The organism is Pedobacter sp. WC2501, assembly GCF_052682415.1.
Genome location: NZ_JBQZFI010000001.1, coordinates 4,648,525 through 4,666,767, shown reverse-complemented (window position 1 = coordinate 4,666,767; position 18,243 = coordinate 4,648,525). Strand labels below are relative to the sequence as shown.

The 18,243-nt window shown below is 37.9% G+C and carries 17 protein-coding genes; 12 read left to right on the top strand and 5 right to left on the bottom strand.

Features of this window, described 5'->3' with window-relative positions:
* Nucleotides 1-86: 86 nt before the first annotated feature.
* The 5 genes from trxB to ACUN24_RS19595 all read left to right on the top strand — a co-directional run bounded on the left by trxB (nt 87) and on the right by ACUN24_RS19595 (nt 5,255).
* Nucleotides 87-1,043 carry a thioredoxin-disulfide reductase gene (gene trxB / locus ACUN24_RS19615; protein ID WP_445564036.1) on the top strand — a complete coding sequence of 319 codons (957 nt, stop codon included), beginning with the start codon at nt 87-89 and terminating at the stop codon, nt 1,041-1,043.
* Between the two features lie 697 nt (nt 1,044-1,740).
* Entirely contained in the window at nt 1,741-3,651 is a 1,911-nt protein-coding gene (locus ACUN24_RS19610; protein ID WP_445564035.1) for a beta-N-acetylhexosaminidase, read from the top strand.
* 173 nt (nt 3,652-3,824) lie between these two features.
* On the top strand, nt 3,825-4,310 hold the full coding sequence (locus ACUN24_RS19605) for a hypothetical protein (protein WP_445564034.1): 486 nt from the start codon (nt 3,825-3,827) through the stop codon (nt 4,308-4,310).
* A gap of 124 nt (nt 4,311-4,434) precedes the next feature.
* Nucleotides 4,435-4,674, top strand: a complete 240-nt coding sequence (locus ACUN24_RS19600) for a hypothetical protein (protein ID WP_445564033.1) — start codon at nt 4,435-4,437, stop codon at nt 4,672-4,674.
* Between the two features lie 209 nt (nt 4,675-4,883).
* On the top strand, nt 4,884-5,255 hold the full coding sequence (locus ACUN24_RS19595) for a diacylglycerol kinase family protein (protein WP_445564032.1): 372 nt from the start codon (nt 4,884-4,886) through the stop codon (nt 5,253-5,255).
* Here the strand turns inward: ACUN24_RS19595 and ACUN24_RS19590 are convergent.
* The 3 genes from ACUN24_RS19590 to ACUN24_RS19580 form a co-directional block, all read right to left on the bottom strand.
* Nucleotides 5,244-5,810 (bottom strand): DUF922 domain-containing protein, encoded by a 567-nt coding sequence (locus ACUN24_RS19590; protein WP_445564031.1) that lies wholly within the window; start codon nt 5,808-5,810, stop codon nt 5,244-5,246. The genes ACUN24_RS19595 and ACUN24_RS19590 overlap by 12 nt on opposite strands.
* Nucleotides 5,811-5,934: 124 nt before the next feature.
* Complete coding sequence (locus ACUN24_RS19585; RefSeq protein ID WP_219078649.1) at nt 5,935-6,534, bottom strand: hypothetical protein; 600 nt, start codon at nt 6,532-6,534, stop codon at nt 5,935-5,937.
* Nucleotides 6,521-7,018, bottom strand: coding sequence for an RNA polymerase sigma factor (locus ACUN24_RS19580; protein WP_029286005.1), 498 nt, complete (start codon nt 7,016-7,018; stop codon nt 6,521-6,523). Before ACUN24_RS19580 ends, ACUN24_RS19585 begins: the two co-directional genes overlap by 14 nt.
* Before the next feature lie 303 nt (nt 7,019-7,321).
* On the opposite strand from ACUN24_RS19580, the gene ACUN24_RS19575 reads away from it, so the two are divergent.
* The 4 genes from ACUN24_RS19575 (at nt 7,322) to ACUN24_RS19560 (ending at nt 11,640) form a co-directional block, all read left to right on the top strand.
* Complete coding sequence (locus ACUN24_RS19575; RefSeq protein ID WP_445564030.1) at nt 7,322-8,704, top strand: dicarboxylate/amino acid:cation symporter; 1,383 nt, start codon at nt 7,322-7,324, stop codon at nt 8,702-8,704.
* A 79-nt stretch (nt 8,705-8,783) separates the two neighbouring features.
* Nucleotides 8,784-9,284 carry a hypothetical protein gene (locus ACUN24_RS19570; protein WP_121284987.1) on the top strand — a complete coding sequence of 167 codons (501 nt, stop codon included), beginning with the start codon at nt 8,784-8,786 and terminating at the stop codon, nt 9,282-9,284.
* 490 nt (nt 9,285-9,774) lie between these two features.
* Nucleotides 9,775-10,137 (top strand): BlaI/MecI/CopY family transcriptional regulator, encoded by a 363-nt coding sequence (locus ACUN24_RS19565; protein WP_121284986.1) that lies wholly within the window; start codon nt 9,775-9,777, stop codon nt 10,135-10,137.
* 6 nt (nt 10,138-10,143) lie between these two features.
* Nucleotides 10,144-11,640, top strand: coding sequence for a M56 family metallopeptidase (locus ACUN24_RS19560; protein ID WP_445564029.1), 1,497 nt, complete (start codon nt 10,144-10,146; stop codon nt 11,638-11,640).
* A gap of 117 nt (nt 11,641-11,757) precedes the next feature.
* Here the strand turns inward: ACUN24_RS19560 and ACUN24_RS19555 are convergent, their stop codons facing one another.
* Both ACUN24_RS19555 and ACUN24_RS19550 read right to left on the bottom strand, forming a co-directional pair.
* A complete protein-coding gene (locus tag ACUN24_RS19555; RefSeq protein WP_445564028.1) occupies nt 11,758-14,418 on the bottom strand; it encodes a carboxypeptidase regulatory-like domain-containing protein in 2,661 nt (886 codons plus the stop codon).
* Nucleotides 14,415-15,371, bottom strand: coding sequence for a GLPGLI family protein (locus tag ACUN24_RS19550; RefSeq protein ID WP_445564027.1), 957 nt, complete (start codon nt 15,369-15,371; stop codon nt 14,415-14,417). Before ACUN24_RS19550 ends, ACUN24_RS19555 begins: the two co-directional genes overlap by 4 nt.
* Before the next feature lie 745 nt (nt 15,372-16,116).
* Between ACUN24_RS19550 and rplU the strand changes: the two genes are divergently transcribed.
* From rplU to ACUN24_RS19535, 3 genes are all read left to right on the top strand, one after another.
* Nucleotides 16,117-16,428 (top strand): 50S ribosomal protein L21, encoded by a 312-nt coding sequence (gene rplU, locus ACUN24_RS19545; RefSeq protein ID WP_025146774.1) that lies wholly within the window; start codon nt 16,117-16,119, stop codon nt 16,426-16,428.
* Nucleotides 16,429-16,480: 52 nt separating this feature from the next.
* Nucleotides 16,481-16,897 carry a 50S ribosomal protein L27 gene (gene rpmA / locus ACUN24_RS19540; RefSeq protein ID WP_445564026.1) on the top strand — a complete coding sequence of 139 codons (417 nt, stop codon included), beginning with the start codon at nt 16,481-16,483 and terminating at the stop codon, nt 16,895-16,897.
* Between the two features lie 480 nt (nt 16,898-17,377).
* Nucleotides 17,378-18,217, top strand: a complete 840-nt coding sequence (locus tag ACUN24_RS19535; RefSeq protein WP_445564025.1) for a hypothetical protein — start codon at nt 17,378-17,380, stop codon at nt 18,215-18,217.
* The last annotated feature ends 26 nt before the right edge of the window (nt 18,218-18,243 follow it).

Sequence of the window (18,243 nt, the reverse complement as noted above, 5' to 3'; positions counted from 1 at the left end):
AACTATGTTGACAAAGCGCATTTGCTAACAATTATTTAAAGCATTAAATTTGCGCTACGATTAATGAATTTCAAACACACTATATAATGTCACAAGAAAACGAGCACGTTCAGTGTTTAATTATAGGTTCAGGTCCTGCAGGTTATACTGCTGCAATTTATGCTGCCAGAGCTGATTTAAAACCAATAATGTATACCGGTATGCAAGCTGGCGGACAGCTTACGCAAACTACTGATGTAGAAAATTTTCCAGGCTACCCGCAAGGAATTATGGGGCCAGAAATGATGGAAGATTTCCGCAAGCAGGCAGAGCGTTTTGGCACCGATATCCGTTTCGGTTATGTAAGTTCGGTAGATTTCTCTTCAACTCCACATAAAGTAGTGGTTGATGAAATTAAAACCATTACAGCTGATACCGTAATTATTGCTACCGGCGCTACTGCTAAATGGTTAGGTTTGCCAAGTGAGCAACAATATAATGGTTTTGGTGTTTCGGCCTGTGCAGTATGCGATGGTTTCTTTTTTAAAGGCCAGGATGTTGCCATTGTAGGTGCTGGAGATACGGCGGCTGAAGAAGCAACTTATTTAGCAAAACTTTGTAAAACTGTGCACTTATTGGTGCGTAGAGATGAATTCAGAGCTTCTAAAGCGATGGTTAGCCGTGTATTGGCAACCCCAAATATTGTGGTCCATTACAATACCGAAACGCAAGAGATTCTGGGTAACGGCAAAAATGTAACTGCAGTTAAAGTTTTAAATAATAAATCAGGTGTCGAATCTGATATCGCCGTAGAAGGTTTCTTCGTGGCTATTGGTCATAAACCGAATACCGATATTTTTAAAGGCCAGTTAGATATGGATGAAACCGGTTATTTAACTACTAAACCAGGTTCTACTTTAACCAACATAGAAGGCGTGTTTGCCTGTGGTGATGTTCAGGATATGTATTACCGTCAGGCAGTAACCGCTGCAGGTTCTGGTTGTATGGCTGCGCTTGATGCTGAAAGGTATTTGGCTGCTAAGGAGCATCCTGTAGAAGCATAAGGCTATTAAATATATTTTTGGAAAGAGAAATCGGTAACGGTTTCTCTTTTTTGTTAAAATCGTCATCTCGACTGGAACGCAGTGAAATGGAGAGATCTATCAGTAGCAGTTCTAAGAGATGGTTTCTCTTTTTTTGTGATTGATTTTTTTTGAAAGCAATTGCAGTAGTTCTTTTTATTGTCCGTCCTGCTTTACATTTCAAGTCCGCACTCGTACCTCGCTTGCGTGCTTTTCATTGCAATCAGGTTTAAATACACAGTTTTCTGCTACTATTTGGGATTGAATAACATAGTGCCACATGGTTTCTTCTGCTCCTTACAACCCCAAATAGCTCAACTGGCTGTGCCACCTAAACCCGATCGAAGCGGGATGCCAATTTCTTTCAAATTGGCAGAAGCGGGAGCGGGGCTGTTCTAACCTAAACGCTTCTGCGCCTGATTTCCAAAAAAGTAGTCGTCATTTCGACTGAAACGCAGTGAAATGGAGAAATCTGCTGTGTAGAAGCTATAAATGTAGATTTCTCGACTGCGTTACACTCCGCTCGAAATGACGACCTCTTAATATTAAGATTTATCTGCATCATGCGGAGCAGTCAAACGTTTGATTTCTATTGTAACAAGAATGTGGGATTTGTAATATCTCCATAATCTCTATCTTGGTTCAAATATTAGTTTAAGTCATAAAACCTACACAAAAAATGAACAAAGCATTATCGATTTTTATTGGAGTATTAATCAGTACGTGTGCATTTGCGCAGGGTGATCCTAATCTGGGTATCATTCCTGCACCGGTAGCCATTACCAGGGCCAACGGAAACTTCGTATTAGATAAAACCACAGTTTTAGTCAATCAAAGCATCGACGGCGCAAAGATGGCTGATTTATTAAATGCTTTTATCGTTACCAAGGCAGGTTTTGCCTTACGGGAAACTAAAATTCCTCAACCTAACCAAAGGGCTATCGTTTTAACATCTATTGGAGCAGATCAATTACCTGCCGAAGGTTATACTATTAAAGTTACACCAAAACAAATTGTTTTAACCGGAAAAAGAGCTGGACTTTTTTATGCAGTACAATCGGCTATGCAGATGATGCCCGATAAAGTTGCTGATAAAATTACCATCCCTGCCGTTAATATTAACGATTACCCACGTTTTGCCTACCGTGGAACGATGCTGGATGTAAGCCGTCATTTCTTCCCGATTTCTTTTATCAAAAAGTACATCGATCAATTGGCTTATTACAAAATCAATACGTTCCACTGGCATTTAACTGATGATCAGGGCTGGAGACTGGAAATAAAAAAATACCCTAAACTTACTGAGATCGGTTCTTCTCGTAATGGCAGCATTATTGGCAATTATCCGGGTAATGGCAATTACCTTACACCAGTAAAAGGTTTTTATACCCAGGATGAAGCTAAAGAAATTGTAAGATATGCTGCAGAGAAATACATTACGGTAATTCCGGAAATTGAATTGCCAGGTCATGCTTCTGCAGCAATTGCTGCTTATCCTGAATTAAGCTGTTTTCCTGATCGGGATACCTTTATCAGCGATAAAACACCATGGGCCGGCAGTAGAAAAGGTAAACAGGTACAACAAACCTGGGGTGTTTTTGATGATATCTTTGTACCCTCAGAAAACACTTTTACTTTCCTGAACAATATTCTGGATGAGGTAATTGCTATTTTCCCTTCAAAATACATCCATATTGGTGGCGATGAAGCACCAAAAACCTATTGGAAAGAATCGCCATTTTGCCAGGCTTTAATGAAAGAAAAAGGTTTGAAAGATGAGCATGAATTACAAAGCTATTTTATCCAGACGATAGAAAAACATGTAAACGGAAAAGGACGCTCGATTATTGGTTGGGATGAGATTTTAGAAGGAGGCCTGGCACCAAATGCAACAGTAATGAGCTGGAGAGGTGAAGACGGCGGAATTGCAGCTGCACAGCAAAAACACGATGTAATTATGACCCCAGGATCGATGGGATTATATATTGATCATAAACAATCTAATTCTCCTGATGAGCCGGTTACCATCGGTGGCTTTGCACCTTATCAAAAAATATATGCTTATGATCCGATTCCGAAAGTTTTAACTGCTGATGAGCGAAAGTATATCAAAGGTGTACAGGCCAATATGTGGACAGAGTATATTAAAACCCCTGAAAAAGCTGAAAATCATGCTTACCCGAGGATATTGGCTTTATCGGAGATTGCTTGGTCGCCGGTTGAACGTAAAGATTTAAAGAACTTCTCTGAGCAGCGTTTACCGGTACATTTGGCGCGTTTAGATAAAATGGGCATTAATTTTTGGGTACCTACACCAATCGGACAAAGTGATAAACCTTTAACCGGTGGCGATTTTACTATCGATTTAAAAGCACCTGTTGCAGGAGCTAAAATTTATTATTCGATTGATTTATCTCGCCCATCCGAAAATGCATTTTTATATACATCACCAATTAAAATTACCGTTCCTCAAGGTGAGAAAAGGGTGTTAAAGACCATCGTAATTGCTCCAAGCGGTAGAAGAAGTGTAGTTACCGAAACGGTTTTAAATAATGGAGCACCGGAAGCGAAAACCGAAGCTAAGAAATAAAAAGTATTGCTTTGATAGGCTAAAATACTTAATTTGGGGCAACCAAAATGAACCCAAACAGAATGAAACTACAGAAATTTACATGGCAGCATCTCTTGTTGATAACAGGGATGCTGTTTTGTTTTGCATGTACAGAAGAAAAACCAAAAGAAATTTAAACTGAAACTGTAAAAGTGCAGAAAAATCCTTTCCGTTTTTACAAAGATATAGAAGTGAAACCCGGATTAAATTTCGAAATTGTAAGTTGGGGAAAGGGAGTGGATTCGATAGGTGGATACCAGATTTTAATGTCCGATTCAATCCGCAATAATTACAGATCGGCTGCGGTAGAACGTAAGGGAATCATCACAGATGCCTGGAACATGGATCTGGATAATGATGGAAACCCTGAATTATACATTCAATTGTTGAGCAAAAAAAATGTTTCCGATCTTAATGTTTTTGAATACGCAGGTGGGGATTTTAAGAAAATTGGTTTCCCTTCTTTAAGTACAAATCAAAAGAAAGGATATACGGGCAATGATAATTTTTTTATTAAAAACGGAGATCTGTTCCGATCTTTCCCGGTAAAGGATAGTGCAGATAGCACAAAAACCATTACCAAAACCTATCAATATAAATTAAGCGGGAATAGTTTTTCTACCAGTGAGGTGAAGTAGGGTAGAAGGCGGAAGGCTGATGGTAGAAGGGGAAGGGTGTGAAGTATAAACTTGGAGTTACGGTTTTGTTGCGAATTTTTGCCTAGGTGTCATCCTGAGGGTTAATTAATTGTTTAAAATCAATATGAGTGACATACAATTGATTTCTTTGCCATACACCACGGTCTTGCCTCGGCTCGCCGCCGCCGAAGGGCTCTTTCTTTTTGGCATCAAAAAGAAACAAAAACTGCCGGCTGAAAATTTTTCTTTTGAAGCCAGTTGTGCGGCCAGAATAGTGCAGCCCGAAAAATTTGTTAGGCCGGATTTAAGCAGAACGGGGATATCGTACTCTGGCCTAGCTGGATGGAAATGCGAAAGCAATTAAAATACTGGTTAATAATGATTTATAAAATAACGTCAATGGTAGCGTAGTCGAAGGATCTTTCCTTGCTGAATGAATTTGTAATGACATACGCTTTAAGAGTAGCTTAATTAAGTACTTAGTGGTTCCAGACTGCGCGGGAATGACGACCACTATACTAATTTTCGTCATCCTGAACTTGTTTCAGGATCTATCACGCAATTTAAAAAACAATGAACAACACAAAATTTTCAATTATCGATAGGATAAAGAGCTTTAAATATGCTTTTAATGGCTTGAAGCTTTTTTTTGTTAATGATCATAATGGCAGGGTTCATCTGTTTGCAGCAATAATTGCCATTGGTTTATCTTTTTACCTAAAAATATCCAGCCTGGAATGGATTGCCATTCTATCCGTTATTTCGGCAGTTTTTGTAGCCGAGATTTTAAACTCCGCTATCGAAAAACTCGCAGATGTGGTTTCTGCAGATTACCATCCAAAAATTAAAGTAGTAAAAGATTTGGCTGCTGCAGCAGTTTTAGTGGCTGCGTTCCTGGCTGTAGCCGTTGGCCTTTTAGTTTTTATCCCGAAACTATTTTTGTAATTCGGCCATAGCATTCCTTGATTCTTCAATCTTCTCTTGAATAATGTCATCCCATCGGGCCTGCATTTTATGGTTACTGCCATGCTCGGTTTCTTCATCATAGTTACGTTGCATGGTGTCGAAATAATTGCTGATCTGGTTGGCGAGTTCAGATATTTGAGCCTTATAGTTGTTTACAGAATAGTTTCTGTTTTTCAATACCCTTTCGGCTTCTAAAAGTAAAACATATTGAATATTAGCGTGCCCTTGTTCGTGGTGTAAAAGACTGGCCCTGATTTCGAGATCTTTAATCTTATCCCATTTTACCCACGATCTGGTTTTATCGATACTTACATCATTTTGAAGCTTAATGGCAACACGGTTACGGTAAACGGTGCTCTCATAACTGTATTTCCATGTCATGGCTGTTAAGGCAAAAAACGGCGAACGCATATCAGCTTTGCCTTTAAAGTGAGTTTCCCAATCCAGTTGTACCGGTTGAGAAAAATCCTGCTTAAAAGCAAAGGTGCAGGGTAATGCCAGCAAAAATAAAAATGCAATTAATATTTTTTTCACTTGTATAATTTTAGTTCCAACGGTGTTGAACCGATCATGATTTACCGCATTCTATTGCCAAAAGGGGGGTAAATCATAATGTTTTCATGTGTTGTTTTTTACAATGAAAAAACCGTGCCTAAAATTATTCGGGGGTAGAAATCTGTCCGCTAATGCGCTCAAATTTCTCAATCAATAAAGCTATTCGTTCTTTTTCCCTGTTGATTACCGCTTTCCTTAAAATAGTTGAGCAAAATAATATCCATAGTGCAGTTAAGCCAACAGCTAAAACTTTTTGAACGACTGTAAAGTGCGCAAGAATTTCTACAAAGTAAAATATGAGACCCAATGAAAGTGCAATCATATAAAACCAATATAAAGTGTTATAAAGTTTATAACGGTTTAACTGATAGGTTTTTAAGTTGTTTAAGTATTCGTTGGGGTGAGCTGTGAAGTCTGTTTTTGAAATTAACCTGTAATCGCGGTACAGAATTAAGGTGTAAACACCAATAGCAATAATTGTAATGCTGATTCCTACGTGTGTAGTCCACGATTCGAAGTGAAAAAACACCCATAATGCGGCAATGGCAATAAAGGATGCCAGCATTCCAAAAATATTTAAAGCAGATTTCAGCTTTAATCCATTTACTTCTTTCTTCGCTTGTTGCAGCATTTCATCAGCAGAAACTTTAACTTCTACCTCGTGCTTTTGCCACAACTCCTGTATTTGATCAAACGCTTGCATACTGGTTATATAGTTCTGTTAATTTTTGTTTAATTCGGTGAATTTTTACCCTTAAATTGCCTTCGCTTATCCCTGATATATCTGCAATTTCGTGGTATGGCAACTCATCGAGTACCATCGTAATAATCAAACGGTCATTCTCTTCAAGCTTCGATATACACTTGTAAAGCAGGGCAACCTGTTCATTTTTCTCTGAAAATTCTTCTATCTTATTTTCAATGATATTATCTGTTAATTCATCCTTTGCCTGTCTTTTTTCAGATCTCAAATAGGTTAAACAGGTATTTACGGCAATTCTGTAAATCCATGTAGATATTAAAGATTTGTTTCTGAATTTATCCAGATTTTGCCAGACCTTTAAAAAAGTCTCTTGTAAAAGATCGTTTGCGGCGTCAGTATCACCAGTATAACCATAACATAAATGGAATATTTTTTTGGAATTCGAATCAAAGATCTCTTTAAATAACTTGTCTTTTTGTTCCATTTAGGGGTTTATAGTTGCGTTTTAGATGTTGATGTGCGTTTTTTGTTACAGCAGAAATCAAAAATAGTATATTTTTTTAATGTGGTTGAGTTAAAAGTTTTAACCACAGATGTGTACAGCTAAACACAGATTTTCATATCTGTATGCATCCTTTCTATCCCTGGTTAAATTTTTTCCGCTTTGGCGGGTGGCTTAACTCAACAACATTGATATGTTTTTTAATGTCACCAATTATCAAAATTTGTTACACGCCGTAAATATCGTAGTTTTACCAAATTAAGTTGGCACAAACTTTTTATATTCATGAAGAAAAACAAACTCACGCTTTTCATTTTCTTAGCACTGATAGCTGGAATTATACTCGGCTATATCCTAAACGTCAATTCAATCGATGTTTACAACCAGAAGATCCTCAATGCCGATGCGAAAGTTAAAAGTATAGAGGTCAGGATTGCTAAAACTACCGATACAACCAGCGCAGGTTATACACAGCTTAAGGCTGAGCGAAAAGCAAATGCCAAAATCAAAAAAGAGAACGAAGACATTAGGGAGAAAAAACTAGAGTATTTTACCCTGTTGAGCGATATTTTTCTTCGGCTGATTAAGATGATTGTTGCGCCATTGGTGTTTACAACCTTAGTGGTCGGCGTAGCCAAAGTAGGTGATATTAAAGCTGTAGGCAGAATTGGAGGCAAAACATTAGGCTGGTTCCTGGCCATGTCGCTGATGTCGCTGATATTGGGTATGATTCTGGTAAATTTATTTGAGCCGGGAAGGCATATGAAATTATCATTGCCAGATCAATTGGTGAATACAGGTATCCAGAAAGCGGCAATGAGCGTGAAAGATTTCATTGCGCACGTTTTTCCAAAAAGTATTGCCGAATCAATGGCGACCAACGAAATTTTGCAGATTGTTGTATTCTCGCTATTCTTTGGTGTAGCCACAGCTGCCATTGGCGATTTAGGACAGGTTGTGATTAAAGCATTCGATGCTATTGCGCATGTAATCTTAAAAATGACTGGTTATGTAATGAATTTCGCTCCATTGGCTGTTTTCGGAGCTATGACTGCTATAGTGGCTAAACAAGGCTTAAATGTATTGAATACCTATGCCATATTTATAGGCGAATTCTATCTGGGTTTAGGCATACTTTGGGCAGTTTTAATTTTCTTAGGGTTTTTAGTACTGAAGAAACGTATTTTCCGTTTGGTAAACGATATGAAAGAGCCAGCACTCCTGGCTTTCAGTACAGCAAGCAGCGAAGCAGCTTATCCAAAAACCATGATGCTTTTAGAGCGTTTTGGCTGTAAAGATAAAATTGTAAGTTTTGTTCTGCCATTGGGTTATTCGTTCAATCTAGATGGATCGATGATGTACATGACCTTTGCTTCTCTGTTTATTGCGCAGGCTTATGGTATTCATTTGGGTTTTGAGCAGCAAATTTCGATGTTGTTAATCCTGATGTTAACCAGTAAAGGTATTGCTGGTGTGCCAAGAGCATCGTTGGTAGTTATTGCCGGTACTATTGCCAGTTTCAATATTCCCGAGGCAGGTTTAGCATTATTAATCGGTATCGATCCTTTGCTGGATATGGGCCGTTCGGCAACCAATGTAGTAGGTAACAGTATTGCAACTGCTGTGGTAAGTAAGTGGGAAGGGGAGCTTAAGGAGTCTGAAGTTTAGAGTCTTCAGTCCTGAGTCTTATTTAACGTTCTTTCATTCAATCATTAAAAATTCATTCATTCAATAAATAATACAAAAAGTGTCAAGCAGAGGAAAAAAAATATTTTTAGCCATCACCATCATCGTACCGATGATCATTTATTGTTACATCTATTACAAACCGATCATTCAGAACGCCCCCTTTAGAAAAAACGATTTTGTATCAATGGAATACAAATGGGGCATAAAAGATTCATTAGAAAACCATTATAATTCTGCGACCGGCGATTACCAGTACGTTAATGGTGCCGATTCGGTAATTAAGAAGAAGATCTTTTTAAAGAATGACGATATTCTTTACATGCATGGCAAAGCCAATGAAATCGGACTTTGGAATTTTCCGGATACCATTGGTAAGAAAAGCGAAAAATCGAGAGCAGTACCACGCTACGATCTGCTGTTTAAATACAAGGAAAAAACAAAACATGTGGTGATTTATGGCGATTTTGATGGTAACCCTAAATTATTAGATGCAGCAGTGCAGATGCGTAAAGTTATTGATCAAACCTTACTGCAGGCTGAGCAAAGAAGCGGGAAGTAGGTAGGATAGTTCAGAAGTCCGTGGTCAGAAGTCAGAAGCCAAATTGCTTGTAAATCAGTGTGGCGTTGGGAGTTTTGCGTTTGGAGTCAAAACTGGAAGTCGAGGAAGGAAATTACAATACATAAGGTCGTCATTTCGAGCGGAGCGCAGCGCAGTCGAGAACCACAGAGTGCTCAGCGAAGCTAAATCTATCCACCTAAATCTCTCTATTTCACTACGTTCCATTCGATAGCTATCGGATCGAGAGGACGACCTTTCTATTGACTGGCAATGTTAATGGTGTTGAAAGTTACTTAGGTGGAGTTTGGAGCCGGGCATTTAGAGTCGATTAACCGATTTGAACAATTAACCAGTTAATTATTGACTAATGATCTAATAGCCAATAAACTAGTAAACAATAAAAGACTTTAATAAAGTGCTAAATGTTAGCATTTTATTAAAGTTTTTTTCTTTTAGGATGTTTTCGTATATTTACGATATATTCGTAATAATGGAAAAGTTAACATTGCAGGAAGAAGAAGCCATGCTGGCTGTTTGGCAAATTGGAAAAGGTTTTATCAAAGATTTTATGGACGTGCTGCCCGAGCCGAAACCACCATACACTACGCTGGCCTCAACGGTTAAGAATCTGGAACGTAAAGGCTTTCTGGTAAGCGAGCGTTTTGCCAATGCCAACCGCTACAGTGCAAAGGTTAAAGAAGTAGAATACAAAAAGCGTTTTATGAGCGGGTTTGTTAATAATTACTTTCAAAGTTCCTATAAAGAATTGGTTGCCTTTTTCGCAAAGGATAAGAAGATCAGTGCCGAAGAACTTAAAGAGATTATAAATTTAATTGAGAACCCTGAAAAGTAAAAGGCTATGCCACATTTCTTCCTCATTTTATTAAAAATTAACCTGGTACTACTCTTATTTTCGGCCAGTTACTACCTGGTATTGCGGAGGTTAACTTTCTATTCCATCAACCGGGTATTTCTGCTGTTTGGGATCATTTTTTCTTCAGCCTACCCGTTTATTAACCTCACTGAATTTTTTGCTGATCAGAAAGCTATACCTGCCTTTGTACCTCAATTCAATCAGCAGGTTAGTCAATTGGTGCAACAGAATGCCGTTTCTGTATTTTGGCAAACATTAACCATACTCTTTTATGCTGGTGTTGTATTAATGGGCATGAGGTTACTGATACAGTTTGTTTCACTTTACAGGATGCATAAAAAATCTTCGCCAAATCAGTTAAACGATTATAAAGTGCGGATTTTAAATGATGAAGTAAGCCCATTTAGCTTTTGGCAGACTATCTATATCAATCCGCATTTGCATAAAAAACAAGATTTAAGCAATATCCTCGAGCATGAACGCGTACATATAGAAGAATGGCATACTTTAGATATTATCCTGGCTGAAATCTGCGTGGTTTTTTATTGGTTTAATCCAGGCGTTTGGTTAATGAAAAAAGCGGTAAGGGAAAATATTGAGTTTATTACGGATTCCAAGATCTTAAAAAAAGGAATCGATAAAAAAGCCTATCAATATAGTTTGTTGGATGTAGGTACCTTGCAGCCATCTGTAGCTATCGTTAACAATTTTAACCTGTCTGATCTTAAGAAACGGATTAAAATGATGAATACCAAACGTTCATCGAAAGTGAATTTAACACGGTATTTATTTGTACTGCCCGTATTGTTTTGCATTACCCTGGCATTTACCATTGATAAAAAAGAGGTTAAAAAACATTTGGCACCTTTAACCAACATGGTGAATGATGTTTTGCCTGAAAAGGTGACCGAGGTACAGCCAAAATCAAAAACATTTTTAAAACCAAAATCAAAAAAGAAAATCCTGATTAATACGCTCAAAGAAACTGATACGGTTAATAAAATGACTTTCATTATCAAAAGCATTACCAATGGGGTAGATTCTTCGCGGAGATCGGTTGAGGATATGTTAGAGGGCTTAGGCATGAAAGTGAAGATCATGAGCTTTAAAATGGACGGTGATTTTAAAGGCAAAACTTTTGTACAGCACTTTAGCTTTACAGATACGGTAAAATCGGATCATAAAAATATCGATGTAAAAGTTTTAACCAAAAATGGCGAAGACCTGGAGGAACTGCCGATGTCCAGGAAAAAGGGAGTTGGATTTATGTATTTCATAAAATCAACCGCCACTACTTCTGATGCGAAAGATGGAAATCAGCATTCAAATGCTAATGGAATAATGGTTGCAGAAAACACCTCTTATTTTCTGAAAGGAACTAAGATTACAAAAGAAGAGCTTGATAAACTAAACCTCAATAAAGTTTCTGATATGAAAATTGATAGAAATAATCAGGCTATCCAGATTACTACAAAACCATAATTCCCCATAGTTGCCGTCATTTCGACCGCAGTGGAGAAATCTTTGGACTTGATTTAAAGCATCTTTAAAAGATCTCTCCATTCCACTGCGTTCCAGTCGAGATGACGACCTATGTACTTAAAAACTAAAAGTAGCCTTCAACATTGCCACTCTTCCAGGAATATAATAGGTTCCTGTGGTAAGAGAATTGGCTGAAAGGTAAACCGCATCAAAACTTTTGATATTCGCCAGGTTGGTGATGCCAAATTCAAAATCTGTTTTCATTTTCAGGTATTTGTATTTGAGATTCATATCCGCGAAAAGATATTTTAAATTGGGTTGTGTAGATTGATGTGTAAATAAATGTTCTGCCGATAAGTTTATATATACATTTCTAAAAGTGGTAATGGCCAGGGTAGACTGCTGCCTGAGCTGCTGAAAATTCGTTTTGATGGCGTCGGCCACTTTAGCTTTATTATCGGTAACCGAAAAATTTGCCAGGTAAGACCAATTAATAAAGTTGGTGAGTTTTGCTTCTATTCCCAGTTTGTAAGAAATAGTTTGGGCATTAAATGCAAAAAGTTCGTTGTTCTGCAACTGATCATATTGGCTCTGCGAAAAACTAATACCTCCACTTACTGTGCTTTTCAGCGCAAAAAGGTATTTGCTGGCGTTTGCATTAAAAAATAGGGTACGGATGTGGTTGCTCAATGGCAATACCACCCTTTGCTGGATGTTATTACTTAAACTGTATGAAGAAATGGTGTTCAGTTCGGCATCATTGTAATTGGCAGTCAAATTTACAAATAACATCTGCATGGCTTTTCTGAAATTAAACCCTGCACCAATATTATGGGTTTTCGATTCCGAAATGGGGGCATTATTGGCAAAAAGAGAGCGGTAGTTTTTTAATACTGTGCCCCGGTAAACATCATCTATTCCTCCCAAATCGTTCCGGAAACTATAATTTGCTGTCACATAATTTTCAGCGCTGGTTTGATACTTTATATTCAGAGAAGGGTTTAAAAACAATTTATTCAGGTGCTTATCCAATTGATTGATATCATCACTGTATTTAATCAGGTTGTAACTCAAAGGCAAGCTTAATCCAGCCTTTAATTTATCATTAGTAAATTCGTATGTGGCATCGGCGTATATCTTGGTTTTTAGCCAATCAAGGTCATTTACGGTATTGCCAGATACGAGTTCGGTTTGCTGGTTATTTTGTGTGCGGTAAAGTTCCGAATTGAGCTTTTGTTGCTGCACATTAAAACCCGCCTTATACGTTTGAACGAAATGATTGTTTACAAAAGCAAAAGAAGCGTAATTATTGGTGTACCAGGTTGGTATTTTGATATACTGGCTTAAACCAAGATAACTGTTCCCATTGTTTAAAATATCAGCATTAAGTCCGGGGTTTATGTTTAAGTTTTCAGGTTGTGTAGTACGGTTTAAATAGGAGTACAGGTTAATTACATCTTCTGACTTTAACTTTTTACGGTAATTGAACTCGTTCGAAATATCGAGTGTTTCCTGCCGCAATACCTGATTGGCAGCCACATTATTGATTACAAAACCCGAAGAAGTTTTAAAAGGTGCATAATCGAGTACAAAATTATTGTTCAGGTAGTATTTTTCTGCATTTCCATTCAGGTTAAATTGCGCCCTTAATTTTTGAGGATTAATGGCATTGCGCTGCGTTTCTGCATAGCGGATAGTTTGATTGGGGAGATAAGTTTCCGAAAATTTGCTGTATTCCTGATGCCGCTGATCATACAAATATGAAATATTGGCCCTTAACTGAAGATCTGGATTGAACTTGTACAGATTGTTCAGGTTAATCAATCCGGCTTTATTAAAAAGATACCTGCTTTGCGGCAACGATGGCACTCCGGCAGCACCTGTTGAGAGCAGTCCGCCAGGTTTATCATTATCCAGTTTCTTTAGATAATCAGAGAAATTGTGTGCAATAAGGTCGCCACCCGGATCGCTGCCGATGTTGTTTCCTTTAACGTTGTTAATAAATTTAAGCTTTTTATTAAAAAGCATAGCCGTAAGGTTTTCATCAAAGCGGTTGGGGATGCCGGTGCCAACCGTAGCATCGCCCATTACTTTAAGCTTAGCTTCATCTTTAATCACCAGGTTTAAGGCAACATCATCGCTCATGTTATTTTTACGCATCATTTTAATGGGTTGATCGTTTTGGATCACCTGTACCTTATCAACTGCGCCATGAGGGATACTTTTAGTGCCGATATTGTATTTATCGTCTAATAAATTATCGCCATCTACATAGAGGTTCGAAATCGATTTACCGTTGTAGCTGATTTTACCATCTTCAGCAACTTCGATTCCTGGCATTTTCTTGAGCACATCGCCAATGCTTCGGTCTTGTTTGCCGGCAAAATCAGATGGCCTGTAATTTAAGGTATCACCATTTGCTGTTAAGGATGGACGGTTTTTCACCGTCACGGTTTCAAGTGCTGTTTCACTGTTTTGCATAATGAGTTCGTAACTTCTGGTTACGTCTGTTATAACCATGCTCAGTTTTTTATAACCAATGCTCGAGGCTTCAATTTTGTAGCCCGTAATCTGGTCGTTTTTTAAAGGGATATTAAATTCTCCATTCCGGTTGGTTCGCGTAAAGTTTATGATATTCCCTTCAGTATCCTTTAGGCTCACATTAACCAGTTCAATCGCTTTTCCATAGCTATCCTTAACCAAACCTTTGATTGGCTTTTGTGCCAGAGCCGAAAAAGCTGTGAGCAAAAACGTCAGCATTATTACATAGCTTCTCATTTCTTCCCTGGAATTTCGATTGGGTTGTTGATCTCCGGTTTACTAATAGCTGTGCCTCCAGTCGGGCGTGGAGCAGGATTAGCCTTAAAAGAACCTTGCATGCCACTTGCTGCCATTTGGGCCTGCATAAAACCTTGAGGGTCTTTATCTCTTGCGGCTTTAAGTTTGTCTAGTTCTTTTCTGGTCGTTTTAATGGCATCCGCAGGTAATTTAATCTCTGGTCCCAGGTAAGCAGTATTTACATCTATGCCCACCATTTTTACTACACCTGTGCCATTGGGCGTTACAATTTTGCCATCCTCACCTGAGTTTGTTTGGTTGGTATCGTCTTTTACGTTTTCGAGACCAGCGAAGGTAAATTTTACTTCTTTTTTCTCATCATGAGCCTCTATAATCAAGCCTGGTAACCCGTTTAATTTCCACGGACCACTTTGAAACGGAATTTCGGTTGCAAACCAGGCAATCCAGTTTCTACCTTTAAAGTTGGTGGTTGCTTTCTGGCAGGCTATTCCCGAAAAGCTCATGGTGTCCTTTAAAATTTTCCAGTCAATTTGTGGAGCAGTTTCTTCAATCAGGTAATTATTAAATAAGCGCTCTTTGGTAATCATTTTATGCTCATTTGCAAAAAAGAAATAATCTTCCTGTGTTAATGGAACTTTCATTTCGCTTTTCACCTCAATTTTGATATTGGAGTTGCCTGCTTGATTTTTCATTTGTTCCTGAATCTGCTTCTGGGTATTTAACGCTTGGTTCAGCTTATCATAACTGGTGTATACAGAAGCATTTTTTCCGGTTACAAGCAGCATATTTTCAGTGTGTGGTTTATCCCTTTGGGTAGTATCACTTATGTGGATAAAAGTGTATCTTACTCTTGCCAGGGCTTTATCAGGGTTTTGGGCTTTTACTGAAAAGCTTAGTACTGTTGCTAAACAGATAATTAAGATTGGTTTCATGGGTTTGGGTTAAGTTGGTTATTTAATTTTCGTAAATCTACGAATTATTCGTAGATAAAAAAGTGTTTTAACATTTTTTAACGAAGGGAAATAAGTAGGATCTTTAGCTGCGGAGACACAGATTAACACGGAGAATTATTGGTATTACCTTAAGCGGAAGGAATAATTTGTCATAATGAATGTAATGAAGAATCTCTAGGCTGAACTTAGGTTCTCCGTCTATTGAGTAAAGATTCTTCACTGCGTTCAGAATGACAGTTAATTCTGACTGAGTATTACCAGGAAATATTGGCTTATATCCAATGTCATTATTGGCACAGGTGAAAATAATTTAACCACAGATAAAAAGGATGCACACAGATATGAAAATCCGTGTTTATCTGTGCTCATCTGTGGTTAAAAACTCTTAATTTAATAACATTGAATGTTACTCTGCAACGAGGTATGAAGAAGTGAAGCGTAAAACGGGAAGAAACTTAGTGTTTTGCACTGGCGCTGCGCTCCAATATAATTGCTCGCTACAATAAGCAGTAGGGTGGGCTTAGCCAGGGAATTATTGAAATATGATTTTCGAAAAATGCAATTAACATAGTCGTCAAATCGATCCTGAACTCCTTAAATCTTCCGAATCCTGATTCTATATGATTTTAGTTAAAAATATTTTCGATATGTGTTTGTGTGTTAATTGAATTTGTTCTATATTTGCACCTCGTTAAATAAAAATTAAAAAACTAATATTTAAACAATGTACGCAATAGTAAATATAGCAGGGCAGCAATTTAAAGTTGCTAAAGACCAGCACCTTTTTGTACACAGATTACAAGGAGATGAGGGCGCTAGTATTGAATTTGATAATGTATTGTTGGTTGACAACGGTGGTGCAATTACTGTAGGTGCTCCTGCAGTTAAAGGTGCTAAAGTTTCAGCTAAGATCGTATCTCATTTAAAAGGTGATAAAGTAATTATTTTCCACAAAAAACGTAGAAAAGGTTACAAAAAGAAAAATGGTCACCGCCAGTTTTTCACTAAGATTCAGATTTCTGACATCACTCTATAATTAATTGTTAACCCAATAATTCGCTTTTTAGCGAGTTACAAAATATAAAATCATGGCACACAAAAAAGGAGCCGGTAGTTCGAAAAACGGACGTGAATCGCATAGTAAGCGTTTAGGTATTAAAATTTTCGGTGGGCAATTAGCTATCGCTGGAAACATTTTAGTACGTCAACGTGGAACAAAACACCACCCTGATAAAGGTGTTGGTATTGGTAGAGACCACACTTTATTTGCTTTAGTTGATGGTACTGTAATTTTCAGAAAGAAACAAGATAACAAATCTTATGTTTCTATCCTTCCTATCACTGAAGCTGAAATCGAAGCAGCATTAGCGAAAGTACCAGTTGCTAAAAAAGCAGTTGCAGAGAAAGAAGTTGTAGCTGAAGAAGCTGCTCCAGTTAAAAAAGCACCAGCTAAAAAAGCTGCTAAAAAAGACGAAACTACTGAAGAAGCTGCACCTGCAGAATAATTGGTAACGAACTTATAATGAAAAGTCCCGATGCAAATCGGGACTTTTTTTGTTGGTAGAGTTCATTAGTTCATGGTTGATAGCCATAATGTTTACAGCGATCGCTTAAATCTTAATTTTTCTTAACTTCTTAATGGTCAGAATATGAAAGTTGCTTAATTATTTAAAGCAGTTAATTGATTCTAACGCCAAACTATTACCAGCCCTTCGAATATGTTACCATTGACAGACTCCAATAGAATGATCGTCATTGCTGATGACGATTCCCCGGGGAGATTTATTTCCATTAAACTCTACTGTCATTTATATTGATTTTTATACAATAAATTACCTCTAAGGGTGGCATATCGTGGGGAAATCGGTTAATAGACTTCGGACTCCAGACCGTCGACTCCGGACTAATGTGTTAAACCCTGTTAAATAACAAAAATTAACATTTGCGACGATTAGATTTGGGTATTGATTTAAAAATTAATCCAAATGAATCTGAAAAAAATATCCTTATTAATTCTATCGCTTATTTCTGGCCGGTTATTGTATGCACAGGAGGTAGAAGAAAATATCCGTATGGTAAAACCATTTAAGGCCGATGGTGTATCGAATGAATGGAACGAACCGTTAAATGAATACAACGATGCTACCAAACTAGCCTTCGCTTTGGCCAACGATGACAAAAATTTATATATTATTATAGAATCATTAGATCCTCAGACTACTTTTAGTGTGTTAAGAGGTGGCATTACTTTAAATATTAATACAGCAGGGAAAAAGAAGGACGGGATGAAATTAACTTTTCCGCTGATGGAAAGACCACCAATGCCGAAAGAAGGGGAAGAACATCATGAGCATAATGCTTTATCCCCTGATAAAGAGATGCATGATCAGGCGATGATGAATAAAAGTATTAAGGTTGCAGGATTTAAAAATATTCCTGATGGTGAGTTGCCGGCGATAAATCAAGATGGCATTGAAACGGGGATGAGCATTCATCCAAATAGAGATTTGATTTACGAACTGAGCATTCCATTAGCACAACTACAGGTTGGCCTGGATCTTAAAAAACCGCTTGTTTACAATATTAAAATAAATGAACCTGGTAAATCCAGTTTTAAAAGAGAAGGTACTCCTGAAGGAGGAAACAGAAGTGGTGGAAGATCTGGAGGCAGAGGAGGAATGGGCGGCGGCGGCATGGGCAAAAGTGGCCGTGGCGGCATGGGAGGCGGAGGAAAAATGGGTGGTGGTCAGAGACCAATGCAAGGTGGCGAATTAGCTGCTAAATCTGCTGATTTTTGGATTAAATATAAATTGGTGAAAGCTTAGAAAAACATGTTATCCTGGGGGATAAT